Genomic DNA, 25,043 nt, shown 5'->3' on the forward strand with positions numbered 1-25,043 from the left:
ATTAAATTTCTTTCTGAAGAGATTCGATCCAGAACGTGGGTTTCTTGGCGAGGTCGCTAACCCCTGTCACGGTCAACCCGGCCAGCCGACATTCAATCAGGGTTTTGACACCCAGGCTTTCAGCTGGGAGGCTTCTGCATTTGGCCGATATTTTGGCAATCAACTTGCGAACGTCGGTTTCCGGCACCCGTGGGCAGACGGCCAACAACAAAGACGGAGACAGTACTGCCAGGCTTGCCGATGCAGGAATTTCATCACGAACCATGGCAGCCACATGTTTGCGGAAGTCCAACAATCGATCAGCACCAAACCGCGCACACAAGCTATCGAAGTCTGACAACCGAATGGCGATCAAGCTGATCGGGTGATCATCCTCACCTGCCGCTTTAAACTCCTGATTCAACACGGCCTCGATGCCCCGAAGGTTCCAGGAACCGATTTGTGGATCGATCAAGGCAATTCGTTGGTCTTCGGTCAATCCTTCAATCAAGGCCTGAACCACCGAACTTCCGGGTCCCATGGCCAGCTCGGCCTCCACCAGCTTTGCGAAATCACACAGGTCCTGAACATTGGCAGCAGAAAACTCTCGCGGCGCGTAATCAATCAGGCACAAGGTACCCAAAACGACATTGTGTGGATCACGAATGGCTTGGCCCGCATAAAACCGGATTCGGGGTTCATTGGTCACCAACGGGTTGTCCGCAAACCGCGGATCCGTGAGGGCGTTGGTGACGATGAAGGGTTCATCTTGCAAAATGGCGTGACCGCAAAATGAGACCTCGCGCCCTGTGGTGCAGGCATTTAACCCCTGGTTCGACTTGAACCATTGAAGTTCTTTGTACACGATGGATACCAAGGCCGTTGGCACATTGAAGTGCCGCATGGCCAGCCGGGTTATCCGGTCAAACCGGGCTTCCGATGGGGTATACATGATGCCCAGCTGTTGCAGGGCCAATGTTCGGGAACCTTCGTTATCAGGAATGCCGGGCCTTTTCATGTTCTCAACACCACCCAGAGCCGTCAGTCGACGTGGTAATTAGGCGCTTCCTTGGTGATCTGCACATCGTGCACATGCGACTCACGCATGCCAGCCGAGGAAATTTCCACAAACTCAGCGCGAGCATGCATTTCAGCAATGGATCGGCAACCCACATACCCCATGGAGGAACGCACGCCACCCACCAATTGATACAAAATGGCCAGCACCGAGCCTTTGTAAGGCACGCGGCCCTCAATGCCTTCTGGCACCAGTTTGTCCGCATTGTTGGCTGGGTCCTGGAAATAGCGGTCGGCCGAGCCCTGGGTCATGGCACCCAGCGAGCCCATGCCTCGGTATGCTTTATAGCTGCGGCCCTGGAACAAAATGACCTCACCGGGCGCTTCCTCCGTGCCGGCAAACATACCACCCATCATCACACTGCTGGCACCTGCTGCCAAGGCTTTGGAAATGTCGCCAGAATATCGGATGCCCCCATCGGCAATAACCGGAACGCCGGTGCCATCCAACGCTTTGGCGACATTGGCAATGGCGCTGATTTGCGGCACACCGACACCCGCGACGATTCGGGTGGTACAAATGGACCCTGGGCCAATGCCGACCTTGACACCATCCGCCCCATGATCCATCAATGCTTGCGCAGCCGACGCAGTGGCAATGTTGCCGCCAATCACATCAACCTGCGGGAAGTTTTTCTTTACCCATTGCACGCGGTCCAGCACACCCTTGCTGTGGCCATGGGCTGTGTCCACGACAATCACATCAACGCCGGCGGCCACCAACTTTTCAACACGGTCTTCGGTGCCGTCACCCACGCCCACTGCAGCACCCACGCGCAATTTGCCATGCACATCCTTGCTGGCGTTGGGGTGCTCTGTGGCTTTTTGAATATCTTTGACGGTGATCAAACCTTTGAGCTGATGATCGTTGTCAACCACCAGTACTCGCTCCAGGCGATGGCGGTGCATCAGCTGTTTGGCTGTCTCGAGATTATCGTCATCTGACACCGTGACCAGTCGATCGCGCGGCGTCATGATGTTAGCCACGGGCTGATCCAGCTTGGTTTCAAAACGAAGATCACGGTTGGTAACAATGCCAACCACCTTGCCGTTTTGCACCACAGGCAAACCTGAAATTTTATGGTGCTGGGTGATCGCGATCACTTCCCGCACGGTGAGGCTGGGCTCAATGGTGATGGGGTCTCGAAGAACGCCTGACTCATGGCGCTTGACTTTGGCCACCTCGGCAGCTTGCTGGCTGGCCGTGAGGTTTTTATGAACAATCCCGATACCGCCTTCCTGGGCCATGGCGATGGCCAGGCGCGCTTCGGTCACCGTGTCCATGGCAGCCGACACAAGCGGAATGTTCAGACGAATATTGCGGGTGAGTTGGGTGGACAGCGAGGTGTCTTTGGGAAGGACGTCAGAAAACGCGGGTACAAGCAGTACATCGTCAAACGTCAGCGCTTTTTGCGTAACACGCATCTAATTTCTCCTGGCGCAAAATCGAATTATACAGGAAACCCAGCCTGTTTTTTGCTGCGTCGGCCAGGTTTGGCCTCGCCCAGCCGCGCTTTGTGTTCGGCTCGACGCCGTCGGCTGTCCATGGGGTTAAAGCGCAGCGCATCCAGTATTTCAAGGCGGTCGTCCGGGTAAAGCACGGTGTCGCTGGACGCATAAACGCCATACACCGACACTGCGCGCGCACCAAGCAATGTCTCGATGGTTTCCGAGGCCATACCCAAGAACCGCAAAGCCTGCGAAACCGTGCACCCTGTTGGTACATTCAGGGCTTCAGGCGGTCTGTTCAACAGGCCGCCATCGTCTTGCTTCAGCTCAATCCAGGTGACCCTCATGGTGCATCGTCCACACCGTGCAAGGCTTCTGCCCGGCGAATGAAACTGTCAACAAAACTATTGGCAATCGAATGGAATACTGGCCCCACGAGCTGTTCCAACACCTTGCTGGAGAATTCATAATCCAGACGAAACATCACTTTACAAGCATCAGCAGCCAACGCAACAAAGCGCCATTCACCCGTCAATTCCGTGAATGGGCCCTCCTCAAGCGTCATGTGGATGGCTTGATCGAGCTCAATCCGGTTTAACGTGCAGAAGGTTTGCTTCACACCCTTGAAGTTGATTTCCACCGTGGCTTTTTCCAGATCTGGCGCTTGGCGCTCCGCGTGCCCGGCACTACACCACGGCAAGAACTCGGGATAACTGTCCACCCCACGAACCAGTTCAAACATTTGGTGCGCCGAAAACAGGACGAGAACAGACTTTTCAACAGTGGCCATGGATAAAACGCGGCGTTTCCCGATGGGAAAAGGATTAAACTCCCCATTTTAACGTCTTTGCTGTACCACACCCTGCCTTCGGCCCCCCGATGGTGCATTGCGGTGCATGACCACTGGATTTATGAGCATTGTTCAGAACAAAAAAGCCGGATTTGACTATTTCCTGGAAGAAACCTACGAAGCCGGGGTTGTATTGGAGGGTTGGGAGGTTAAAGCCATTCGCGCAGGTCGGGTTCAAATCAAGGAAGGCCATATCATTATTCGAAATGGGGAACTGTGGTTGCTCAACAGTCACATCACCCCACTGAACAGTGCGTCCACCCATGTTCGGCCAGACACGGTTCGCACGCGCAAACTGATGCTAAAAAAGATGGAAATCAACCGCCTCATAGGCAAAGTTGAACAGCGCGGTTATTCATTGATCCCGCTGGACTTTCACTTCAAAAATGGCCGTATCAAATGCAGCATGGCCCTGGCCAAAGGCAAAAAGCTGCACGACAAACGCGATTCCCTAAAAGACAAGGATTGGAAGCGCGAACAGGAACGCCTGATGAAGGTGCACAGAACCTGATGGCCGTGTTGGGTTCAACGCGACTCGGTCTTCCCGTGTTGGATCACCTGCATGGCAGTGGCCACCATGCTGCCCATGTTGGACAGATCGCCCGGTAAAATCAGGGTGTTACCTTCCTTGGCGATCTTTGAAAATGCGTCGATGTACTGCTCGGCCACTTTCAAATTCACAGCCTGCAGTCCGCCAGGTTCATTCACGGCGGAAGCAACCTTGCGCAGCGCGTCGGCTGTGGCATTTGCAATTTCAGTAATGGCCACTGCATTGCCCTGGGCCTTGTTAATGGCCGCAATGCGCTCACCCTCCGACCGAGCAATTGAAGATTCCCGTTCACCCGTGGCAATATTGATCTGCTCCTGCTTGCGTCCTTCAGATGCAGCGATCAATGCCCGTTTCTCCCGCTCAGCCGTGATCTGCGCCTGCATCGCCAGCAAAATTTCCTTGGGTGGCGTTAAATCCTTGATTTCATAACGAAGAACCTTGACCCCCCAGTTCAAAGCGGCTTCATCCAGGGCGTTCACAATGGCCGCATTGATCATTTCTCGCTCTTCGAAGGTCTTGTCCAGCTCCAGTTTACCGATCACCGAGCGCAAGGTGGTTTGCGCCAGTTGCGTCACGGCGCTGATGTAGTCGCTGGATCCGTAACTGGCACGCATCGGGTCGGTCACCTGGAAATACAGAATGCCATCGACCTGAAGTTGCGTATTGTCCTTGGTGATACACACCTGGCTAGGCACATCCAGGGGAATTTCTTTCAGGGAATGCTTGTACGCCACGCGCTCCACAAAAGGAACCAGAAAATTCAATCCAGCCTGCATATTGCGATCAAATTTACCCAGCCGTTCAACCACCCAAGCGCTTTGCTGGGGAACAATCCGGATGGATTGACTGATAAACACCACCGCCAACACCAAAATAACCAGAGAAACTTCCATGGGTACTTCCTTTCAGAATGGAGGGGATTTTTTGATTTTGAGCAGGTTGCCCTGGACGGCGACAATGGTGTGTGTCCCTGTGACTGGGGTTTGATCCACCGACTCCGCTGACCACTGCGCTCCCCGGTACTGAACCTGTGTGTGATGCCCAGCTTGCCATTGATCGACACGAACTGTGTTCCCAATGTCCAAGGATTGATCCAGTGGCACCTGAAGCCGATCTGCGTTTTTTCGCGTGTTTTTCAAACCCAGGGTGGCAGCCACCGAAAACACGCCAGCAGCAGCCACCTGCATGGGCACTGAATACCCAAAATAGGCCACCAGTGCGCCCAGAAAGGCCCCCAGGGCGACCATCAACAAATAGAAGGTTCCGGTGGTGAGCTCCGCAATAAGAAGTACCCCACCAAACACCAACCAAAACGACACGTCGCCCATGGTGTCGACCTTACCCGGCGCGCTTTTGGCGATCCGCCAGTTTTTGCCAGGTGTCCACCACCGTGTCCGGATTCAACGAGATGGACTCGATCCCCTCAGCAGCCAACCACAACGCAAAATCCGGGTGGTCCGAAGGCCCTTGGCCACAAATGCCGACGTACTTGCCTTTGGATCGACAGGCTTCAATCGCCTTGCTCAGCAAAGCGCGAACGGCGGGGTCCCGTTCATCGAAATCGGCAGCCAACAACTCGAGTCCAGAATCGCGGTCCAGGCCCAAGGTCAGTTGAGTCAGGTCATTGGACCCGATCGAGAAACCGTCGAAGTATTCAAGGAACTGGTCTGCCAAAACCGCATTGGACGGTACTTCGCACATCATGATGAGTTTGAGTTTGTTCTCGCCACGCTTGAGTCCGTTGCGGCCCAGCAGGTCGACCACACGGGCGGCCTGGTTCAAAGTGCGTACAAACGGAATCATGATTTGAACGTTGTCCAGCCCCATTTCTTCACGTACACGTTTCAGCGCCAGGCATTCCATTTCAAAGCATTCAGCGAATTCCTCGGAAATGTAGCGTGCTGCGCCCCGGAAACCCAACATCGGGTTTTCTTCCTCAGGTTCATAGCGGCTACCACCGATCAGCTTGCGGTATTCATTGGACTTGAAGTCCGACATCCGGACAATAACAGGCTTGGGATAAAACGCCGCGGCAATGGTCGCCACGCCTTCGGCCAGTTTGTCCACAAAAAACGCCACCGGGCTGGCATGGCCGCGGGCCACGCTCTCCACCGCTTTCTTCAAGTCGGCGTCCACGTTGGGATAATCCAAAATGGCTTTGGGGTGGATGCCAATCGCATTGTTGATGATGAACTCCAGACGTGCCAAACCCACGCCTTTGTTCGGCAGTTGGCAAAACTCAAAGGCCAGTTGTGGGTTGCCCACGTTCATCATGATTTTGACCGGAATCTCGGGCAGCTCGCCGCGTTTGACTTCCGTCACCTCAGTTTCCAGCAAGCCTTCATAAATGTGACCCGTGTCGCCTTCAGAGCAGCTCACCGTCACCAGCATGCCCTCTTTCAATTTGTCGGTGGCATCGCCGCAACCCACCACGGCGGGAATGCCCAGCTCACGCGCAATAATCGCTGCATGGCAGGTACGCCCACCACGGTTGGTCACGATGGCGGAAGCGCGCTTCATCACGGGTTCCCAGTTGGGGTCGGTCATGTCGGTGACCAGGATGTCGCCAGCCTGCACGCGGTCCATTTCGGCGGCATCATTGATGATCCGAACCGGGCCTGAGCCAATCTTTTGACCGATGGCTCGGCCACTGCTCAGCACCGATGAATTACCCTTGAGTTTGTAACGCAACTGCACGTCATTGCTTTTTTGGCTGTTCACGGTCTCCGGACGAGCTTGCAAAATGTAGAGCTTGCCATCGTTGCCGTCCTTGCCCCATTCAATGTCCATGGGGCGACCGTAGTGCTTCTCGATGATCATGGCGTATTTGGCCAGCTGCACCACATCCTCATCGGTCAATGAATAGCGGTTGCGCAACTCGGCAGGCACATCCACCGTGCGCACACTTTTGCCGGTTTCCTTTTTCAGGTCGAATTCCATCTTGATCAGCTTGGAACCGATCTGCCGCCGAATGATGGGGTTCTTACCGCTTTCCAGTGTGGGCTTGAACACATAAAACTCGTCGGGGTTGACTGCGCCCTGCACCACCGTCTCACCCAAGCCGTAACTGGAGGTGATAAACACCACCTGATCAAAACCGCTTTCCGTGTCCAGGGTAAACATCACGCCTGCAGCGCCGACGTCGGATCGAACCATGCGTTGGATGCCCGCGCTCAACGCCACATCGCTGTGCGCAAAACCTTTGTGAACGCGGTATGAAATGGCCCGGTCGTTGTACAACGAAGCAAACACTTCCTTGATTTTTTCGAGTACGTCATCAATGCCATTGACGTTCAGGAACGTTTCCTGCTGACCAGCGAAAGAGGCATCGGGCAGATCTTCCGCGGTGGCAGAGGACCGGACAGCAACCGAAATTTCACCACCGCTTTGCGCCATCATGGCTGCATAAGACTGCCGAATGTCGTGTTCAAGATTGGCAGGCAATGGTGCCTCTACTACCCACTGTCGAATTTCAGCACCAGCCTGCGTTAGCGCGCGCACATCGTCCACATTCAGGTCATCCAGTTTGGCATTGATGCGCTCTACCAGATTATTGGCTTTCAAAAACTCACGGAAAGCATGCGCTGTGGTGGCAAAGCCTCCTGGCACGCGAACGCCAGTCTCAGCCAGTTGGGAAATCATCTCTCCCAGGGACGAGTTCTTTCCGCCAACAATTTCGACGTCCTCCATTCGAAGCTGCTCAAACGGCAGGACGAGCGCTGTCTCGCTAACACCGGGTTGTGTTGACATGGTTTCACCTTATCGATCAAAAGAAATAATGAATGCGGCGCTTGGCGGACACCACATCGATTATTTCCACTGATATTTTTACTATGATTGTAACTGTAACCGGTGTTTTGAACAGTACGGCCCAGGAGAATGATTCATGCCAGAAAATATTCCTCAAGAGCGAACCGTGGTGTTCGTTTCCGATGGAACGGGCATCACGGCCGAAACCCTTGGCCACTCCGTGTTGTCCCAGTTTGAAGGGATCAAATTCAAGCAAATCCGCATCCCTTTTATTGATTCAGAAGTGAAGGCCATTTCGGCCAAACAAAAAATCAATGACATCGCCATTTATGATGGGATCAAACCCATCGTCTTTAGCACCTTGGTCAACCCGACGATCAATGAAGTGGTTCACAAGGCCAATGGTGTGTTCATGGACTTGTTCCTGAAGTTTGTGGAACCATTGGAAAATGAGCTGGGTGTGAAAAGCACGCACCGCATCGGTCGCTCGCACACCATTTCTGACAATGAACAGTACAAAAATCGCATTGAGGCGATCAACTTCACCCTGGCCCATGACGATGGTCAAACGGACAAAGACCTGGCAGGTGCTGATGTCATTTTGATTGGGGTGTCTCGGTCAGGAAAAACACCGACCAGCTTGTACTTGGCCATGCAATACGGCATCAAGGCGGCCAACTATCCGTTGATCCCGGAGGACTTTGAACGGGGTGAACTGCCACTGGCCCTCCCTCCTTTCAAGAACAAGATTTTCGGACTCTCCATTTCACCGGAGCGTTTGAGTGAAATTCGCAATGAACGTCGCCCTGGCAGCCACTATGCTTCCCTGGAAAACTGCAAAAAAGAAGTGAAAGCGGCCGAATTTATGATGCGGCGGGAAGGTATCGCATGGCTAAGTTCAACCAGCAAGTCCATCGAAGAAATTTCAACCACCATTTTGCAACAGTTGAACCTGGGCTCACCCATTTACTGAACCGCTCAAAACAGCGATTGCTGGGCAGCCTCACCGGGATGATCCGCGCTTGGTTCGTCAACCAGCCGACGCTGGGTTCTCTTGGGGCGACCGTTGCGGTCCGGGTTTCGGGAACCATGCTTTTCATAGACGCGACGGGCCTCTTCCACAAAACCCAGTTGATGGCGAAAGGCCGTGATTTTCATGCGCGCCTCGGAAATGGCCGTGTCGGGATTCACAATGGGTTGGGGATAATGCCGACCAACCACGCAACCGCAGTCGTGTTGAATAATGATGGGCGTATTCCATGGCTCAGCCAGCCACTCGGTGGGTAAGGCCGCCAACTCGGGAATCCACTGTCGAATGAACAACCCATGGGGATCGTGGTCTCTGGCTTGCTTGACCGGATTGTAAATTCGCAGGGTGTTGATTCCCGTCACACCGCTTTGCATTTGAAATTGTGGGTAATGAATGCCGGGCTCATAGTCCAGAAACTCACATGCCAATAGCGGTGCTGTGTGACGCCAGTCCAGCCACAGTTGATAGGATGCAAAAGCCACCAACATGGCACGCATGCGAAAATTTACCCAACCTGTTGCAATCAGCATCCGCATGCAAGCATCCACCATGGGGAAACCGGTACGGCCACTGATCCAGGCCTGCAGTCGTTGTTGTTCGATTGGGGTCAATGGTCCAGCATTTCGCAGGGTATCCAGACCACGGTGTGCCGCACGGAATTCCAGCTCAGGTTCACTTTCCATTTTCTGAATGAAATGGCAATGCCAGTGCAGCCGGGATTCAAACGATTTCAGTGATTGTTTCCAGGCCTTTTGGGTTACCGGTGTGGCAGTATTGCCCAGCCAATTCGTGCGGGCCACTTGCAGACGTTCCAACACCTCCCGAATCGAAACAACGCCCAAGGCCAGGTATGGAGAAATCCGTGAGCAGGCCGATTCGGCGCTCAGGGGGCTGGACATTTCAGAGCGGTAGTGCTGACCACGCTGCTCAAGGAATTGGGTTAACAAGCTCAGGGCTTGAGCCCGACCACCCCGCTGACGTTTTGGTTTGTCGTGTAGGCCTGGCCTGCATAGCGCTGCTGGCTCGCTCCAGCGGGGCCAGCGAAACACCCCGGATTGATCGGGCGCTCCGGTTGATGAATGCGGTAAAAAACAGTAGTCAAAACCCTCGAATAGGCCATCTACAAAACCAAACAGTTGTGCCTGCGCGATGCTGGACAGGCGTTTGGTATTGGGCGGTGGCAGTGTGGGTTGACCCATCCGCTCAAGCCATAACGTACTCCAGGCATCGCGAGACTTTAAGCGCCGGACCACAGCATTGGCTGGGTATTCAACCCACGGAGCAGCATGTGCCGCACACAGGCGTTGAATGGCTTGGTCGCGTTGGAAACTGGCCCAATTGCCCGTTTCCTCATGGCTGTACACAACACACCGACGGTCTGCGTTGAGCAATCGGCTGAAGGCGGCCTGCGCATCGGCGTTCAGAACACACAACGGCAACATGCCGGGCAATTGCGCAGCCAAATCCAACAGACATTCCTTGGTGAATTCCAAATGCTGTGGCGCGTAATCGGGCTGTTTGGTTAATGTTGGTTCAAAGAGATACAGCAACAACACAGCGCCGCCATGCTGGCTGGCTTGTTGAACCGCCTCAAACAGGGGGGCGTGGTCATGCTGACGGATATCGCGTTTTAACCACACCACATGAAGCTTGTTGGCAGAACCCGCCATGTGCACACCATTCACCCTACAACGTGCATCAGTTTAACGGCGCTGTCGCATTTGTTCAAACAGGCAAATTGCGCTGCTGCTGGCCACGTTCAAGCTTTCAACCGCTTGTGCTTGTGGAATGTGCAACGGCTGCGTTGCCCTGTTCATCCAGGCAGCGCTTACACCCTGCCCTTCACTGCCAAACACCCAAATGCCAGGGCTTCGAAGGTCTGTTGCAAACAAATCAGTTGCGCTCTGTTGCAGGCTGGTAACGCGCACGGGTATTTGCGATGCGCTGTCCATGGCCGCCAGCAACGCGCCCTCATCGTGAATGCTCAACTCAAATTGGGCACCCATGCCCGCACGCAACACTTTGTCATTCCATACCCACGCGGTGCCTTCGGTGCACACCACTTGTGAAATACCGGCAGCAGCGCAATTTCGCAACAACGTACCCACATTGCCGGGGTCTTGAACGCCATCCAGCACCACCACATCCCGGCGAAGATCCAGGGGTTTAGACGCCGATTGCATTGCCCCCTCGCCCGGTGTTTTAAACACCAGCAAAGGTCCAGTGGGTGTGTTGAGTTTGCTCAACTTTTTAAACACCACCATCGGCATTTCAAACAGTGTCAACGGCTTGCCTTTGACATTCAGGGGTTGCTGTGCCTGCAAGGCATCCAGTAACTCCAGCCAACTGGCGTCTTCCATGCGTTCATCTGGCACAAACACAGCGTCCAGCTTGAACTGTGGGCGACCCAAAAAACACGCTGCAAGGTGCAGCCCTTCGGCCGCGGCAATGCCCTGCTCTTTCATGTTACCGCTGGTACCCAAAATCTTGATCAGCGCTTTGAGCGTGTCGTTGTGCAATGAATCAATGCGCTTTCTGTGCCAGACAGTCATGGTCGATATTCCTGGGATTGATGAGCAGCCAACACCTGCTGCACCGGGCCAAAACTGCGCCGGTGGATGGGGCTTGCACCGTGGATCTGCAAGCGCTCCAGGTGCATGGGTGTGGGATAGCCCATGTGGACATCCAAACCATACTGTGGGTACAAACGGGCCTGGGCTTCACACCACCGGTCACGGTTCACCTTGGCCAAGATTGAACCGGCTGAAATGGCTGGCACTTTCTCATCACCCTTGACCACGGCGACACTGCGATAGGGCCACTGGGGTAGTCGATTCCCATCCACCAGCACCAGCACATGGTCTAAAGGCAACTGCAGTTGAGCCACCACTTGATCCACAGCGCGGTGCATGGCCAACAAGCTGGCTTGAAGAATGTTGAGTTCATCGATTTCCTCCACACTCCCCTGCGCCAGTGCCCAAGCCGGTGCGTGGGCCGTGATGTGCGCGTACAAGGCAGCACGACGTTTGGGCGACAGCGTTTTTGAACAGGCCAGCCCTTCAATTGGGTTGGGATCGGCCAAGGCAGCGGCACCGGCTACCACGGGGCCGCACAAGGGCCCCCTGCCAGCCTCATCCACACCGATAATCCAACGGCCTTCCTCCCGCGCCATTTGAGCGAGTTCGGGCCAAGTCCAATCGGGTAAAACCGATCGGCGTGCAACGCGTTTCATGTGCGCATCACCCGTTCGATCACATCGGCAGCAATGTCGCCGGAGGGCTGTAGCAACGCCTGATGTTGCCCCAGAAAAACCTGCTCCAATTGCTGACGGTTGCGCTCATCGTCCAGTTGAAACAACACAGCCTTGCACAAATCACGGGGATTGGCGGCATCCTGAATGAACTCCGGCACAGCAAACCGGTTTAGCAAAATATTGGGCAACCCCACATAGGGTAAATAGCCTTTGTTTTTCATCCACTGGTAGCTTAGCCACGGCATTTTGTAGGCAATTACCATGGGTTTTTTGAACATCATGGCTTCCAGCGTGGCGGTGCCACTGGCCAGCAACACTGCATTCGCGGCGGCCATGCATTCATGAGAACGCCCTGCCACCACTGTCCAGTGGGGTTTCAGCGGCTCGGGAATGAATTGCTTGAACTCCTCAAGCAATGACCCAGGTGGCAACGGCGTTACAAACTGCAAAGTTGGTTTGTGTTTGAGCAATTCAACGGCTGTTTGAATGAATACAGGGCCCAGGTATTTAACCTCGGAACCTCGACTACCTGGCAGTATGGCGACGTATTCAGCCGTCTGATCCAATCCCAGAGCACACCGATAAGACCGTGGATCGATGTGTTCAGGTACCAACGGAGCCATGGGGTGTCCGATGTAGGTTGCCGGAATTCCGGCAGCCTTTAAAAGCGTCGGCTCAAACGGAAATATACACAACACATGGCTGCAGGCTTGCTTTAGAGTGTGGATGCGTTCTCGGCGCCAAGCCCAAATGGAGGGGCAAACCACTTGGACCGTGGGTACTCCCGCGGCACGCACAACCTGTTCCAATTTCAAATTGAAGTCAGGCGCATCCACACCCACCAACACCCTTGGGCGGTTGGTGACTGCCCAACGCTGCATCAGACCTCGTCGCATGCGAAGCAAACGGGGCAAATGCCGCAACACTTCAACATAACCACGAACCGATAACTCCTCCGACTGGTGCAATGCCACCACGCCGACCTCCCGAAGTTTCGGGCCAGCAATGCCTTCAATCGCCCAGTCGGCGTGCTGTTTGAGCAAGCTGTCGATTGCCAATGCACCAATCCAGTCCCCCGACGCTTCGCCCACCGCGATGGCCACGTCTGCCGACGCGCGCGCCGATGACAGCGTGTTCGGCATGGCCGTCATCGAATAATGCCGCGGGTGGCCTGGTCAAGGAACGTCCGCATATGGACCAAGTGGGGTTTTGCGTCTGCCGGCGCTGCGTCAGTCAGCACATCAATGGCTGACTTCGCTTCGTCTACACTCAAGCCCTGGCGATAAATGGCCTTGTAGGCACGCTTGATGTTCAAAATGGCCTCTGGGGAAAAACCTCGACGCTTCAGGCCCTCTGCATTAATACCGGCGGGACCAGCTGGATAGCCAGCGGCCATCACAAACGGTGGCACATCCTGGGTCAATTTGGTTTGAAAGGCGGTCATGGCGTGATCGCCCACCCGGATAAACTGGTGAATACCACTGAGTCCACCCAAAATCACCCAGTCTCCGATGATGACGTGACCAGCCAATTGAACGCTGTTGGCGATGATGGTGTTATTGCCAACCACACAATCATGCGCCAAGTGAACATAGGCCATGATCCAGTTGTCATCACCCAGCTTGGTATAGCCCAAGTCTTGCACAGTCCCGGTGTTGAATGTGCAATATTCACGGATGGTGTTCCGATGGCCAATCAACAGCTCAGTGGGTTCGCCCTTGTACTTCTTGTCTTGTGGGTCACCACCGATGGTCGCACTGCCGTGGAACACATTGTCTTCACCGATGGTGGTGTGCCCACTGATGACCATGTGCGGCCCCACCTTGGTCCGCGCGCCAATGGTCACATGGGGACCGATGATTGAAAATGGCCCAACCTCCACAGACTCATGCAATTGCGCCTTGGGATCGACGATGGCGGTGGGGTGAATCAGGGTCATGGTTCAGTCTCCAGTTGTTGTATTGTTCGAAGGACACCCGCTGCACCTGGTCGCAACAGACTTACACTTCCCTGGAAGTACACATCAAGTCGGCTTCAGCAACCACTTTGCCGTCCACCACCGCTTTGGCCTGGTACATCCAGATGCCCCGTGAAATTTTGCGGATGGACACATCCAGCATCAGCACATCACCCGGCACCACAGGCCGCTTGAAGCGGCAGTTGTCAATGCCAACAAAGTAAAACACCGATTTGTCCGACGGCTTGTCATCCATGGAGTTGAAGGACAGCACGCCGGCGGCTTGGGCCAGGGCTTCCATGATCAACACACCTGGCATGACCGGGTGGATGGGAAAGTGGCCAGGGAAAAACGGCTCGTTGTAGGTCACATTTTTCTGGGCCAAAATGCGCTTTCCAGGCTCCAGTTCCAGTACTTTGTCCACCAGAACAAAGGGGTACCGGTGCGGCAACTGAGCGAGAATATCCTTAATATCCAATACAGGGGTTGTCATAGCTTCTGAGGTGAAAAAGGTTATTTTTTTTGAAGGTCGCGGAGCTCACCGCGCAACTTCACCAACTGTTTGAGCGACACAGCCGTGCGCTCCCAGTTTTTGTGTTCTTCCATCGGGAAGATGCCGGTGTATGCACCAGCTTCTTTGATACTGCTCATTACCGTGGTGGCGGCTGAAATATGGGTGCCATCTGGAATATTGAGGTGGCCCAAGATCATGGCTGCACCGCCAACCGTGCAGCGAGCACCGATCCGCGTGCTGCCAGCCACACCAACACAGCCTGCCATGGCGGTTCGCTCCCCAACCTGCACATTGTGGGCAATCATGATCTGGTTATCAAGCTTCACGCCAAAACCAATCACGGTGTCATCCAGTGCCCCACGATCAATCGTCGTATTGGCACCCACCTCGACATCATCAGCGATCACCACACGGCCCACCTGGGGAATTTTCACCCAATGGCCCTGTTCCGGCGCAAACCCAAAACCGTCCGCACCAATCACACAGCCCGCATGCAAAATGCAATTGGAACCAATCACACACTCGTCATACACCGTTACATTGGGATAGATTCGTGTGCGTGTGCCAACCTGCACATCCCTGCCAATCACCACACCAGCGTCCAGGCGCACGCCATTGGCAATCACAGCATGTGCCCCAATGACAACATTGGGCCCCACCGATGCGCTTGGATCTATGTTGGCCAGCGGATCGACAACAGCAGTGGGGTGGATCCCTGGTGCTGGTTTGAATTCACTCTGGGCAAGCCACCACTGCTGAATTTTCGCGTAGGCCAGGTAGGGATCGGGTAACAACCAAGCCAAAGGCGCTGAGGTTGGGTCTCTTCCCTGATCAGACAGCCATGCAGACAGCCCTTCAAATTGGTCTGCCTTGACCATGACCACGCCAATGCGGGTGGTCAACAATTGTTCTTTGTATTTGGGGTTCGCCAGGAAACCAAGATGCTCAGCAGTGCCCTTTTCCAGCGTCTGGATGCCACGCAGCGACGGGTTTGACTGGCTGGGCAATCCGGAAAAGGAGCAAATGTTGCCACCAAACTGGACAACCAACTGACTCAACGCTGTTTCAATGAATTTCATGGCAGATGAATGTCAATGTCAGGCTGCAAAGGGTTGTCCAAGTCGCAGGTGGACACCACGCGGTGCCCACCCATCCATTACTTGCCGCCATCCAGACTGGTTAGCACCTGGTCTGTAATGTCAATACGCTTGTTGGCGTATACCGCCTCTTGAAAGATGATGTCGTAACCGTCTTTCTCGGCAATTTGTCGAATAATTCGGTTGGCACGCTCAATCAATTCGCCAACCACCTGATTTTTGCGCTGAGCCAGGTCTTCCTCGAATTCCCGACGCTTGCGCTGGAAGTCACGATCCATTTCGGCCAAATCTCGTTGGCGCTTGACTTTTTCAGCTTCAGGCAAAGTGATGGAATCCTTGTCCAGCTTGGTCGCTTCCGCTTTAACGCGGCCGGCCATGTCTTCCAATTCTTTTTGGCGCTTTGAAAAATCACGCTCAAGCTTCTTTTGCGACTCCACAGCGAATTTCGAGTCGCGCAAAATGCGCTCAGTGTTCACAAAACCAATTTTCGCTGCCTGAGCTTCGGACATGGCCGGCATCATGGTTGCCAGCGACAGCGTTGCCGCCAACATCAAATGTTTAACGCTTTTCAAAACTGTTTCTCCAGAATAATTCAATGGTGTTCATTAAAACCCGGTACCAATCGTGAATTGCACTCGCTGAACTTCATCCTGCGGTTCCTTGTTCAAAGGAATACCGAAACTGAATTTCAGTGGGCCCACTGGTGACAACCAGGAAATACCCAGACCAGTGGCGTATCGCAGGCTGCCAAGATTGATTTTTTCATCGGACTGATACACGTTACCCGCATCCAGGAATGTGAAGGCGCGGAATGTTCTGTCTTTGTTCATGCCAGGCACGGGGAAGAAGAATTCCGCGTTGCCAATCAATCGCTTCGAACCACCCGTCGGAACATTGTCTGTATCACGGGGGCCCAGGGTGGATGAGCGGTAACCGCGCACGGTGCCGATACCGCCAGCATACACATTCCGGAAAATGGGGTACTTCGAGCTACCCAAACCAAAGCCTGCCGTCACCTCGCCGTTCAGGGCCAACGTGTACTTCTTGCCAAATGGGAAGTAAACCTGCTCTTGATAGGTGGTCCGGATGAATTCCTGGTCACCCAGCGGTGTTGCATATTCCGCGCTCAAGCGAGTAACACGGCCACGGGTTGGCGCAATGGCCGAATCACGGCTGTCAAACGAGTAGCCCGCGTTAATCAGATAAGCATCGGCCGAACTACCAAAATCCCGAACATACTGCTGGAAACGCGCGGGGCTCAGAGGGCCTACATCCAGTTTGGTGGATTCATACCCGCCACCAAAGGAAATCCGCTCAAACTCACTGATCGGGAACCCGAACCGCAAACCGGCGCCGGTGGTTTCGATGCGGTAATCACCCAGATTCAATGCACTGGGGTCGGTACGCCGGTTATACAGCTCAATGCTTCGAGACACACCATCCAGTGTGTAATAAGGATCTGTCAGTGAGAATGAAATGGTCCGGTTTACCTTGGAGGTGTTCAACTCCAATCCCACCGTTTTTCCCGTACCGAACAGGTTTTGCTGTTGAATGGCTGCCGAGAGAATCAAACTGTCCGTGCTGGAGATACCCGCACCCAACAACAGGTTACCGGTTGGCTTTTCTTCCACCTGCATATTGACATCGACCTGATCGGACGTACCGGGCACCGGTACTGTCTCGATATCCACTTTTGAGAAGTAGCCCAGGCGGTCGACGCGCTCCTTGGAGAGCTGGATTTTCCGGGAATCGTACCAAGACGACTCAAACTGCCGGAATTCACGACGCACCACCTCATCTTTGGTTCGGGTGTTGCCACCCACATTCATGCGGCGCACATACACCCGCTTGCCAGTGTCCACCGCAATATTCACATTCACGATGCGATTTTCACGATCCAGCTCCGGAATCACGTTGGCATTGGCAAAAGCGTATCCGTAATTGCCAAGCCGGTCTTGAATGGCTTTGGTGCTTTCGTTCAACGCCTCGCCATTGAAAGGATCTCCCTTTTTGATCAACAACAGGCTTTTGAGCTCGTTTTCACGGCCAATCAACTCACCACTCAGTTCAACATCGCCAAACTTGAATTTTTGACCTTCCTTGACGGTGACAGTGATGTAGATGTCCTGCTTGTTTGGATCAATTTGAACCTGCGTATTTTCGATATTGAAATCGGCATAACCCCGGTTCAAGTAAAAAGACCGCAATTTTTCCAGGTCACCACTGAGCTTTTGGCGGGAATACTGGTCGTTTTTGGTGTACCAACTGGTCCATGTGCCGGTGCCCAGCTCGAATTCTTCAAGCAGCTCCTTCTCTTTGAAATCCTTGGCACCCAAGATCTTCAGCTGCTTGATGGAAGCCGCCTCACCTTCATCCACGTTGAACGTGATGGCCACCCGATTGCGGGCCAACTGGTCGACTCTGGTTTGTACCTGCGCACCATAACGGCTTCGGGACAGGTACTGACGTTTCAGCTCCTGCTCAGCTTTGTCCAGCAGGGCCCGGTCGAAGATTTTGGATTCACCAATGCCGATGCCTTTCAGGGCTTCTTTCAAGGTGTCTTTGTCAAATTCCTTGGTACCGTTGAACTCCACTGATGCAATGGCTGGGCGCTCGACCACCGTCACCACCAGCACATCGTCTTTGGAGGAAATTTTTACATCATCGAAAAAGCCGGTTGCAAACAAGGCACGGATGGCCTGCAATGCCTTTTCGTCGTTGAACGTATCGCCGACACGGATTGGCAGATAGCTGAATACAGTACCAGCCTCTGTTCGGCGCAGGCCTTCAACCTGAATGTCCTTCACAACGAACTGGTTTCCGGCTGCCAGTACAACGGACGTGGACAAGGCACACCATGCAATCATCGGCGCCGCCAGCCGCGACGGAAACAATAGACTTCGAATTGTCATTCAGATCATTCCTACCGGACCACACAGGCCGGATCTCTGTTGGGATATTGTTAGGTTTACAGGAGTCGATGGATGTCATTGAACAAAGCAACGGACGTGAGCAACGCGATCACGGTCATGCCGATTTTTTGACCCCACATCTGTACTTGTTCACTCACCGGTTTTCCACGAACAATTTCGGCCAAATAATACATCAAGTGCCCACCGTCCAAGAGTGGTATGGGCAAAAGATTCAAAACGCCTAGGCTAACAGAAACCATGGCCAGGAACGCGATGAAAGGCAAAATTCCGAGACTGGACGACTCTCCTGCCGCGGCCGCAATCGACACTGGTCCGCTGAGGTGTTCAACGGACAACTCGCCCATGATCATCTTCACCAACGCAGCCAGTGAAAAAACGCTGACTTCCACCATGCGCCCGAACCCGGATTGAATGGCCGACAGGGCATTGCGCGGGTGTTCAACCCAGTCGGGTTGACCGCCAATGCCCAAACCCAACCGGCCAATCATGGCCTTGGTGTTTGTACCGCCCGGACCATTGGATGCCACCGCTTCAGGCGTGGCCGTGACGGTAATGGTTTCGTTACCCCGAATCAGCTCAATCTGAACTTCTCTGGCGGGCCTGTCTTGAATGAGCCGAGTGAACTGTGCTGCGCTTTGCACTGGCACGTGGTCCACAGTCAACAATTGATCCTGGCGTTGAAAACCGGCCTTTTCGGCCGGAGAGCCTTGTGCCACAGAGCCGACCAGCACTTTGCGCTCAAATGGCATTAAACCCAAATCCCGATTCAAGGTTGGGCCAATATCGCCTGGCAGCGGCGCATTCGACGGCGCCTGCAGGGAGATAACCGAGCCGTTGCGTTCGATGGTCAATACCAAGCCCTGGGAAAACAGTTTGGCCTTGAGCAAAGCCCAAGACACCTCACCCCAGTTGGGTGTGGATTGCCCGTTGACGGATTGAATACGGTCTTGTGCGCGCAAACCCATTTGCTCGGCAAAACTGCCTGGTGAAGGGCTAGCTACAGTGGTGGCAACACCACCAGGTTGACTGTAATTTAACAGGGCGTACAAAAAACCAGCCAGCAGTAAATTGGCAACAGGTCCGGCCAGCACAATTGCAAATCGGTGCCCCACGGGTTTGCGGTTAAAAGCCCGGTCCAGATCAACCGCCTGCGCACCCGTGAGGCTCTCGGGATCTCGCTCATCCAGCATGCGAACATAACCGCCCAGTGGAATCCAGGACACAACCCACTCAACACCGGTTTTCCGACTGACCCAACGAAACAGAGGACGCCCAAAACCAACCGAAAACCGCATGACCTGAACACCACAGTAGCGAGCCACTGCATAGTGACCCCATTCATGGATGAACACCAAGATGCCCAATGCGACAAGAAATGAAACCAGTGAATTCAGCATGGTGCGGGATCAGACCGTGGACGGGTGAATCAAAGAACGGGCATGTACGCGAACCTGAGCATCCAGATCCAACGCATCATCCAGACTTTGGATGTTCACAGAGCCAAAACGTTCAAGACACTGCGCCGTAATCCGAACAATGTCGGGATATTGGATGATTCCCTTCAGAAAACACTCGACAGACACCTCGTTGGCCGCATTGAACACGGGGGCGGCCGAATCGGCTTTGTTTAAAGCATCAAAAGCCAGCCCCAGCATTGGAAACCGTTGGAGGTCTGGCTCTTCAAATTCCAGCCTGGCAATGTTAGCCAGGTTCAGGCGAGCCGAACCGGACGAAATTCGATCCGGCAGCCCCAACACATGGGCAATGGGCGTTCGCATGTCTGGACAACCCAACTGGGCAAGCATACTGCCATCCTTATATTCCACCAGGGAATGCACAATAGACTGCGGGTGAATCAGCACAGACAGTTGCGCAGGCGGCAAGCCAAACATCCACAGGGCCTCGATCAGCTCAAGCCCCTTGTTGGCCATGGTGGCACTGTCCACCGATATCTTGGGGCCCATCACCCAGTTGGGATGCGCCACAGCCTGTGCCGGGGTTACATGCTGAATCTCATCGAGGCTTTTGGACCGAAAAGGACCCCCACTGGCTGTTAATACCAATCGTTCAATGCCATAGCTAGTGGCGTGTCGAACATCAAAGTCAGCCGGCAGACATTGAAAAATGGCGTTGTGCTCGGAATCAACAGGCAACAAAACGGCACCCGACTGTTGCGCAGCCTCAATCATGAAGCGTCCGGCCAATACCAGCGATTCCTTGTTGGCGAGCAGCACCCGCTTGCCTGCCTTCAAGGCCGACAGAGTGGGCTTCAAACCGGCAGCGCCCACAATCGCAGCAACCACCGTATCCACTTCACTGGAAGCACACAGCGCATCCAAGGTGTTTAAACCACCCACCTGAGGCGAATACCCCAGCTTGGCCGACAATTCCTCATCAAGCCCCGACTGATGCCAGTGGGCCAGCGCATCGGCATCGCAAATAACCAACACGTGGGGCCTGTGATCCATCGCTTGTTGAAACAGGCGCTGCACATTTCGACCCGCGACCAAGCCGTACACGGTGAAGCGGTCCGGGTGTCGTCGTATCACGTCCAACGTATTCACGCCGATGGTGCCCGTGGACCCCAACAGCAAAATGGAGCGAGGCGAACTCATGCGGCGGAGCCCAAACCTTGAGCAACCAACAGCAACGCCAGTGGCATGACTGGCAGTTGGGCATCAATTCTGTCCAGAACCCCGCCATGTCCAGGCAACAATTGGCTGCTGTCTTTCATGCCGGCTGCGCGTTTCAGCATGGATTCAAATAAATCCCCAACCACACTGAATGCACTGAGCACCAGTAGCCAAAGTGAAAACAGCACCGGATGCCAGCGATCCAAGGCCTTGACTTGCCAGGTTTCATTCAGGACAGGCCAAATGTCGGAAAATCCGACAACCAGCCAACCAAGGACCAACACGCTGCACGCACCGCCCACCGCCCCTTCCCAGCTCTTACCTGGTGAAACCCTGGGGGCCAACTTGCGTTTTCCGAATGCCTTACCAAAAAAATAGGCAAAGATGTCGGCGGCAAAACAGATTGCAATCACACTTAACAGAAAAATGACACCCTGGGTTTTTGACAAAATCAACGCGACGCAGGCCGCGCCAATCAGCACCGCCCCCAAAGGCAGGAATACCCATCGGTGACCCACCGGCCCCAAAGACACCTGCCGTAAACACCATGGGGCTATCAACACCCAAAACACACTGGCCGCTGCCATGATCGGGAAGGACTGAACCTGAAGGTTCAGGGCCTGATATGCCATGATGCAAACGGCAGAGGCCACTGCAGAATAAACCCAGGCATTCGTGCTGGTCAGGTGGCCCAGGCGCCCCCATTCCCACAATGCTGTCAGCAATACGACTGTGATGAATGCATTCCAACCAAAGGCACCGCCGTACATCAAAATGCCAATCAGCAGTATTAGTAAAACCACAGCCGTGATGACTCGGGTTTTCAACATGGGTTTGTCTCGATCATGGCGACTGTTATTGGGTTGCTGAACGCGCTGGTACTGCAGGTGTTCCCAGCTGCTCTGACGTGCGGCCAAACCGTCGCTCTCGGTTGTTGTACGACAAGATTGCCTCGGTCAACAGTTCTTTTCCGAAATCAGGCCAATACTTGTCAGTGAAATAAAACTCGGTGTAGGCCAATTGCCAAAGCAAAAAATTCGAGATGCGTTGCTCACCACCAGTTCGAATGAAAAGGTCTGGCTCTGGACTGCAGCTCAGACACAGATGCGGGGTGAGATCGGTTTCTACAATGTCTTGGGGATTGGCGGCCAGTTGTGGATTGGCCTGAAGCATGGCCCGGGTTGCCTGCAGAATGTCCCAACGTCCGCCATAATTGGCCGCCACATTCAAGCAAAAACGGGTGTTGTTTTCAGTAAGCGCTTGCGCGTACTGAATGGCATTTTGCAACTCGGCATCAAAACCCGACAGGTCACCGATGATTTTTAGTCGAATCCCCTCTTTGTGCATGTCATGGAGATCTTTGCGCAATACTCGAATAAAGAGGCGCATCAACAGTGACACTTCGTCGGGGGGCCGTCGCCAGTTCTCCGACGAGAACGCAAACACGGTCAAGTGTTCAACACCCAATTCCACGCAAGCCTGCACGGTACGGCGCAGGGCATCCACGCCCCGCTTGTGTCCCGCCACCCTGGGAAGCAGACGGCTTTTCGCCCATCGGCCGTTGCCATCCATCACGATGGCAACATGCCTGGGTATATTGGACGTCTCGGGAATCTCCAGGGTAGAGCTGCTGAACAGGGCCATGGCGTTTAAACCGTCATGATTTCAGCTTCTTTCGTTTGAAGAATTTGATCCACTTCGGCGACCGCCTTGTCAGTCAGTTTTTGAACATCATCCTGGGCACGACGCTCGTCGTCTTCGGAAATTTCTTTGTCTTTCACCAATTTTTTGAAGGCCTCGTTGGCATCACGGCGCAAATTCCGAATAGCCACTTTGGTTTGCTCGCCTTCTGCCTTGATGAACTTGGTCAATTCACGACGGCGTTCCTCTGTCAGGGCAGGCATTGGTACCCGAATTGTTTCGCCCATCGAGGCTGGATTCAGTCCTAGGTCCGACTCACGAATGGCCTTTTCAACCGCTGCCATCATGTTCTTTTCCCATGGCTGAACTGTGATCGTCCGCGCATCGGCAAGCTGCAGGTTAGCCACCTGGGAAATCGGCACCGGCTGGCCGTAGTATTCAACCTGAATGTGATCAAGAATACCCGTGTGCGCGCGGCCTGTGCGCACTTTCTGAAGATCCGTCTTGAGCGACTCAATGGAACGCTTCATTTTGTCTTCGGTGGACTTGCGGATGTTTGCAATGCTCATGTTGTGCTCAACTCACCAATAAATCACATGTGGACCAGGGTGCCTTCGTTTTCACCCATGACCGCCCTGTAGAGCGCGCCAGGCTTATTGATCGAAAACACTCGAATCGGAAGTTTCTGGTCACGGCACAATGCGAAAGCAGTCGCGTCCATGACCTCCAGGTTTTTGGAAATCGCTTCATTGAAGCTGATTTGATCGTAACGGGTTGCATTGGGGTCTTTCTTCGGGTCGGCGGAATAAATACCGTCGACCTTGGTGGCCTTGAGGACCACCTGCGCACCAATTTCAGAGCCGCGCAATGCAGCAGCTGTGTCGGTGGTAAAAAAAGGGTTGCCGGTGCCAGCTGCGAATATCACCACTTTGCCTTCTTCCAAATAGCGGATGGCTTTGGGTCGAATGTAAGGCTCCACAACCTGCTCAATATTCAGAGCCGACTGAACCCGCGCTACCACCCCAGCCCGGCGAAAGGCATCTTGCAAGGCCAAGGCATTCATCACGGTGGCCATCATGCCCATGTAGTCAGCGGTTGCGCGGTCCATGCCAGCAGCGCCCGGTGCAATGCCCCGAAAAATATTGCCGCCACCAATGACCACGGCCAACTCAACACCCATGCGGGACACCTCGGCGACCTCAGCCACCATGCGTTCAATCGTTTCACGATTGATGCCGTAGGCATCCTCGCCCATCAGGGCTTCGCCCGACAATTTCAATAAAACACGCTTGTATGCCGCCATTCATGCACCTTTTCGGATCATTGTCAGGATTCTATAACGTAAAAGGGGATGACTACGTTTAATGCAAATAAAAAGGGGCTTCCCGCTTTCCGAGAAACCCCTTTAGGCGCAATACCGATTTAGTTGCCAGATGCGGCAGCAGCGGCAGCGGCTTGTGCGGCCACCTCAGCAGCAAAATCGTTGACCTTTTTCTCAATGCCCTCACCAACGATGAACAACTGGAAGCTGTTGATCGCGCTACCCTTGGCTTTCAGCATGGCTTCAACCGTGTGGTCTGGATCCTTCACGAAAGGTTGAGACAACAGGGCCACTTCCTTCAGGAATTTCTTGATGGAGCCATCCACCATTTTTTGAATGATGTCAGCAGGTTTGCCTGATTCGGCGGCCTTGGCCTCGGCCACCGAACGTTCTTTGGCGATGTCTTCAGCTGACACGCCATTTTCATTCAATGCCTTGGGTTTGGTCGCTGCAATGTGCATGGCCACGTCTTTACCGACCTGCTCGTCTGCACCAGTGAAATCGACCAGTACCCCAATTTTGCCACCGTGGATATACGATGCCAGTCGCCCTTGGGCTTCAACGCGCTTGAACCGGCGAATGGACATGTTTTCACCAATCTTGCCCACCAATGCGGCGCGAACGCTGTCAACAGTGCCCTCGCCCAATGGCAACGCGCTCAGCGCGTCCACGTCGGCAGGGTTCTTGTCCGCCACCAGTTTGGCCACATTGGCAACCAAGGACAAGAAATCCTCGTTTTTGGCCACAAAGTCGGTTTCACAGTTGACTTCAACAATCGAGCCCAATTTGCCAGAGGCTTCAATATAGATCCCAACCAGACCCTCAGCGGTCACCCGGGCGGCCGCTTTGCTCGCTTTGGTGCCCAATTTGACGCGCAGCAGTTCCTCTGCTTTTTCCATATCGCCATCGGCCTCGGTCAGGGCCTTCTTGCATTCCATCATTGGCGCGTCGGTTTTCTCGCGCAGTACTTTGACCATTGCTGCTGTAATTTCAGCCATTGTTCTCTCCT

Annotated in this window: 25 protein-coding genes; 2 read left to right on the top strand and 23 right to left on the bottom strand. The window is 54.1% G+C overall.

What is annotated here, in order from left to right; all coding sequences use genetic code 11:
- Position 1: 1 nt before the first annotated feature.
- The 4 genes from NQT62_RS06115 to NQT62_RS06130 are packed head-to-tail and all read right to left on the bottom strand — an operon-like array spanning position 2 to position 3,295.
- The gene (locus NQT62_RS06115; protein ID WP_256763755.1) at positions 2-997 is read right to left on the bottom strand and encodes a GAF domain-containing protein; all 996 of its coding nucleotides are present in this window, start codon (positions 995-997) and stop codon (positions 2-4) included.
- A 23-nt stretch (positions 998-1,020) separates the two neighbouring features.
- Entirely contained in the window at positions 1,021-2,481 is a 1,461-nt protein-coding gene (gene guaB, locus NQT62_RS06120; protein WP_256763756.1) for an IMP dehydrogenase, read from the bottom strand.
- 26 nt (positions 2,482-2,507) lie between these two features.
- A complete protein-coding gene (locus NQT62_RS06125) occupies positions 2,508-2,852 on the bottom strand; it encodes an RnfH family protein (protein ID WP_256763758.1) in 345 nt (114 codons plus the stop codon).
- A complete protein-coding gene (locus tag NQT62_RS06130; RefSeq protein WP_256763759.1) occupies positions 2,849-3,295 on the bottom strand; it encodes a type II toxin-antitoxin system RatA family toxin in 447 nt (148 codons plus the stop codon). Before NQT62_RS06130 ends, NQT62_RS06125 begins: the two co-directional genes overlap by 4 nt.
- A 121-nt stretch (positions 3,296-3,416) precedes the next feature.
- Between NQT62_RS06130 and smpB the strand changes: the two genes are divergently transcribed.
- Complete coding sequence (gene smpB, locus NQT62_RS06135) at positions 3,417-3,866, top strand: SsrA-binding protein SmpB (RefSeq protein ID WP_256764417.1); 450 nt, start codon at positions 3,417-3,419, stop codon at positions 3,864-3,866.
- Between the two features lie 14 nt (positions 3,867-3,880).
- On the opposite strand, the gene NQT62_RS06140 is transcribed toward smpB, so the two are convergent.
- Genes NQT62_RS06140 through ppsA form a run of 3 tightly spaced genes read right to left on the bottom strand, consistent with a single transcriptional unit; the run spans position 3,881 to position 7,655 of the window.
- On the bottom strand, positions 3,881-4,798 hold the full coding sequence (locus NQT62_RS06140) for an SPFH domain-containing protein (RefSeq protein ID WP_256763760.1): 918 nt from the start codon (positions 4,796-4,798) through the stop codon (positions 3,881-3,883).
- 12 nt (positions 4,799-4,810) lie between these two features.
- On the bottom strand, positions 4,811-5,233 hold the full coding sequence (locus NQT62_RS06145; RefSeq protein WP_256763761.1) for an NfeD family protein: 423 nt from the start codon (positions 5,231-5,233) through the stop codon (positions 4,811-4,813).
- 10 nt (positions 5,234-5,243) lie between these two features.
- Positions 5,244-7,655, bottom strand: a complete 2,412-nt coding sequence (ppsA, locus tag NQT62_RS06150) for a phosphoenolpyruvate synthase (RefSeq protein WP_256763763.1) — start codon at positions 7,653-7,655, stop codon at positions 5,244-5,246.
- A gap of 136 nt (positions 7,656-7,791) precedes the next feature.
- Between ppsA and ppsR the strand changes: the two genes are divergently transcribed.
- Complete coding sequence (gene ppsR / locus NQT62_RS06155) at positions 7,792-8,628, top strand: posphoenolpyruvate synthetase regulatory kinase/phosphorylase PpsR (protein WP_256763765.1); 837 nt, start codon at positions 7,792-7,794, stop codon at positions 8,626-8,628.
- A 5-nt stretch (positions 8,629-8,633) separates the two neighbouring features.
- Here the strand turns inward: ppsR and NQT62_RS06160 are convergent, their stop codons facing one another.
- The 16 genes from NQT62_RS06160 to tsf form a co-directional block, all read right to left on the bottom strand.
- Complete coding sequence (locus NQT62_RS06160) at positions 8,634-10,355, bottom strand: cryptochrome/deoxyribodipyrimidine photo-lyase family protein (protein WP_256763766.1); 1,722 nt, start codon at positions 10,353-10,355, stop codon at positions 8,634-8,636.
- A 33-nt stretch (positions 10,356-10,388) separates the two neighbouring features.
- On the bottom strand, positions 10,389-11,237 hold the full coding sequence (locus NQT62_RS06165; protein ID WP_256763767.1) for a TrmH family RNA methyltransferase: 849 nt from the start codon (positions 11,235-11,237) through the stop codon (positions 10,389-10,391).
- A complete protein-coding gene (gene rnhB, locus NQT62_RS06170; RefSeq protein ID WP_306173574.1) occupies positions 11,234-11,917 on the bottom strand; it encodes a ribonuclease HII in 684 nt (227 codons plus the stop codon). Before rnhB ends, NQT62_RS06165 begins: the two co-directional genes overlap by 4 nt.
- Positions 11,914-13,080 carry a lipid-A-disaccharide synthase gene (lpxB, locus tag NQT62_RS06175; protein WP_256763768.1) on the bottom strand — a complete coding sequence of 389 codons (1,167 nt, stop codon included), beginning with the start codon at positions 13,078-13,080 and terminating at the stop codon, positions 11,914-11,916. The genes rnhB and lpxB overlap by 4 nt, the downstream gene beginning before the upstream one ends.
- Before the next feature lie 5 nt (positions 13,081-13,085).
- Positions 13,086-13,877, bottom strand: coding sequence for an acyl-ACP--UDP-N-acetylglucosamine O-acyltransferase (lpxA, locus tag NQT62_RS06180; RefSeq protein WP_256763769.1), 792 nt, complete (start codon positions 13,875-13,877; stop codon positions 13,086-13,088).
- 61 nt (positions 13,878-13,938) lie between these two features.
- On the bottom strand, positions 13,939-14,388 hold the full coding sequence (fabZ, locus tag NQT62_RS06185) for a 3-hydroxyacyl-ACP dehydratase FabZ (protein ID WP_256763770.1): 450 nt from the start codon (positions 14,386-14,388) through the stop codon (positions 13,939-13,941).
- A 20-nt stretch (positions 14,389-14,408) separates the two neighbouring features.
- Entirely contained in the window at positions 14,409-15,488 is a 1,080-nt protein-coding gene (gene lpxD, locus NQT62_RS06190) for a UDP-3-O-(3-hydroxymyristoyl)glucosamine N-acyltransferase (protein WP_256763771.1), read from the bottom strand.
- Between the two features lie 77 nt (positions 15,489-15,565).
- Positions 15,566-16,078: an OmpH/Skp family outer membrane protein gene (locus tag NQT62_RS06195; RefSeq protein ID WP_256763772.1), complete on the bottom strand. Its 513-nt coding sequence runs from the start codon at positions 16,076-16,078 to the stop codon at positions 15,566-15,568.
- A 33-nt stretch (positions 16,079-16,111) separates the two neighbouring features.
- Complete coding sequence (gene bamA, locus NQT62_RS06200) at positions 16,112-18,418, bottom strand: outer membrane protein assembly factor BamA (RefSeq protein WP_256763773.1); 2,307 nt, start codon at positions 18,416-18,418, stop codon at positions 16,112-16,114.
- Between the two features lie 56 nt (positions 18,419-18,474).
- Positions 18,475-19,836 (bottom strand): RIP metalloprotease RseP, encoded by a 1,362-nt coding sequence (rseP, locus tag NQT62_RS06205; protein WP_256763774.1) that lies wholly within the window; start codon positions 19,834-19,836, stop codon positions 18,475-18,477.
- A 9-nt stretch (positions 19,837-19,845) separates the two neighbouring features.
- Positions 19,846-21,054, bottom strand: a complete 1,209-nt coding sequence (gene dxr, locus NQT62_RS06210; RefSeq protein ID WP_256763775.1) for a 1-deoxy-D-xylulose-5-phosphate reductoisomerase — start codon at positions 21,052-21,054, stop codon at positions 19,846-19,848.
- The gene (locus NQT62_RS06215) at positions 21,051-21,902 is read right to left on the bottom strand and encodes a phosphatidate cytidylyltransferase (RefSeq protein WP_256763776.1); all 852 of its coding nucleotides are present in this window, start codon (positions 21,900-21,902) and stop codon (positions 21,051-21,053) included. Before NQT62_RS06215 ends, dxr begins: the two co-directional genes overlap by 4 nt.
- A 25-nt stretch (positions 21,903-21,927) precedes the next feature.
- Positions 21,928-22,716, bottom strand: coding sequence for a polyprenyl diphosphate synthase (gene uppS, locus NQT62_RS06220; RefSeq protein WP_256763778.1), 789 nt, complete (start codon positions 22,714-22,716; stop codon positions 21,928-21,930).
- A 5-nt stretch (positions 22,717-22,721) separates the two neighbouring features.
- The gene (gene frr / locus NQT62_RS06225) at positions 22,722-23,282 is read right to left on the bottom strand and encodes a ribosome recycling factor (protein ID WP_256763779.1); all 561 of its coding nucleotides are present in this window, start codon (positions 23,280-23,282) and stop codon (positions 22,722-22,724) included.
- Between the two features lie 23 nt (positions 23,283-23,305).
- The gene (gene pyrH, locus NQT62_RS06230; RefSeq protein ID WP_256763780.1) at positions 23,306-24,016 is read right to left on the bottom strand and encodes a UMP kinase; all 711 of its coding nucleotides are present in this window, start codon (positions 24,014-24,016) and stop codon (positions 23,306-23,308) included.
- Between the two features lie 119 nt (positions 24,017-24,135).
- Positions 24,136-25,032: a translation elongation factor Ts gene (gene tsf / locus NQT62_RS06235; RefSeq protein ID WP_256763781.1), complete on the bottom strand. Its 897-nt coding sequence runs from the start codon at positions 25,030-25,032 to the stop codon at positions 24,136-24,138.
- Between the last annotated feature and the right edge of the window lie 11 nt (positions 25,033-25,043).

The organism is Limnobacter humi (assembly GCF_024518835.1).
GTDB lineage: Bacteria > Pseudomonadota > Gammaproteobacteria > Burkholderiales > Burkholderiaceae_B > Limnobacter > Limnobacter humi.

Excerpts from the sequence above, each read along its gene's own strand:
- NQT62_RS06125 (WP_256763758.1), bottom strand. The coding sequence starts at position 2,852 with ATGAGGGTCACCTGGATTGAGCTGAAGCAAGACGATGGCGGCCTGTTG.
- ppsR (WP_256763765.1), top strand. The coding sequence starts at position 7,792 with ATGCCAGAAAATATTCCTCAAGAGCGAACCGTGGTGTTCGTTTCCGAT.
- NQT62_RS06130 (WP_256763759.1), bottom strand. The coding sequence starts at position 3,295 with ATGGCCACTGTTGAAAAGTCTGTTCTCGTCCTGTTTTCGGCGCACCAA.
- NQT62_RS06115 (WP_256763755.1), bottom strand. The coding sequence starts at position 997 with ATGAAAAGGCCCGGCATTCCTGATAACGAAGGTTCCCGAACATTGGCC.
- smpB (WP_256764417.1), top strand. The coding sequence starts at position 3,417 with ATGAGCATTGTTCAGAACAAAAAAGCCGGATTTGACTATTTCCTGGAA.
- NQT62_RS06215 (WP_256763776.1), bottom strand. The coding sequence starts at position 21,902 with ATGTTGAAAACCCGAGTCATCACGGCTGTGGTTTTACTAATACTGCTG.
- pyrH (WP_256763780.1), bottom strand. The coding sequence starts at position 24,016 with ATGGCGGCATACAAGCGTGTTTTATTGAAATTGTCGGGCGAAGCCCTG.
- tsf (WP_256763781.1), bottom strand. The coding sequence starts at position 25,032 with ATGGCTGAAATTACAGCAGCAATGGTCAAAGTACTGCGCGAGAAAACC.
- lpxA (WP_256763769.1), bottom strand. The coding sequence starts at position 13,877 with ATGACCCTGATTCACCCCACCGCCATCGTCGATCCCAAGGCGCAATTG.
- guaB (WP_256763756.1), bottom strand. The coding sequence starts at position 2,481 with ATGCGTGTTACGCAAAAAGCGCTGACGTTTGACGATGTACTGCTTGTA.
- rnhB (WP_306173574.1), bottom strand. The coding sequence starts at position 11,917 with ATGAAACGCGTTGCACGCCGATCGGTTTTACCCGATTGGACTTGGCCC.
- fabZ (WP_256763770.1), bottom strand. The coding sequence starts at position 14,388 with ATGACAACCCCTGTATTGGATATTAAGGATATTCTCGCTCAGTTGCCG.
- bamA (WP_256763773.1), bottom strand. The coding sequence starts at position 18,418 with ATGACAATTCGAAGTCTATTGTTTCCGTCGCGGCTGGCGGCGCCGATG.
- NQT62_RS06145 (WP_256763761.1), bottom strand. The coding sequence starts at position 5,233 with ATGGGCGACGTGTCGTTTTGGTTGGTGTTTGGTGGGGTACTTCTTATT.
- NQT62_RS06160 (WP_256763766.1), bottom strand. The coding sequence starts at position 10,355 with ATGGCGGGTTCTGCCAACAAGCTTCATGTGGTGTGGTTAAAACGCGAT.
- frr (WP_256763779.1), bottom strand. The coding sequence starts at position 23,282 with ATGAGCATTGCAAACATCCGCAAGTCCACCGAAGACAAAATGAAGCGT.
- lpxB (WP_256763768.1), bottom strand. The coding sequence starts at position 13,080 with ATGCCGAACACGCTGTCATCGGCGCGCGCGTCGGCAGACGTGGCCATC.
- rseP (WP_256763774.1), bottom strand. The coding sequence starts at position 19,836 with ATGCTGAATTCACTGGTTTCATTTCTTGTCGCATTGGGCATCTTGGTG.
- NQT62_RS06140 (WP_256763760.1), bottom strand. The coding sequence starts at position 4,798 with ATGGAAGTTTCTCTGGTTATTTTGGTGTTGGCGGTGGTGTTTATCAGT.
- dxr (WP_256763775.1), bottom strand. The coding sequence starts at position 21,054 with ATGAGTTCGCCTCGCTCCATTTTGCTGTTGGGGTCCACGGGCACCATC.
- lpxD (WP_256763771.1), bottom strand. The coding sequence starts at position 15,488 with ATGAAATTCATTGAAACAGCGTTGAGTCAGTTGGTTGTCCAGTTTGGT.
- uppS (WP_256763778.1), bottom strand. The coding sequence starts at position 22,716 with ATGGCCCTGTTCAGCAGCTCTACCCTGGAGATTCCCGAGACGTCCAAT.
- ppsA (WP_256763763.1), bottom strand. The coding sequence starts at position 7,655 with ATGTCAACACAACCCGGTGTTAGCGAGACAGCGCTCGTCCTGCCGTTT.
- NQT62_RS06165 (WP_256763767.1), bottom strand. The coding sequence starts at position 11,237 with ATGACTGTCTGGCACAGAAAGCGCATTGATTCATTGCACAACGACACG.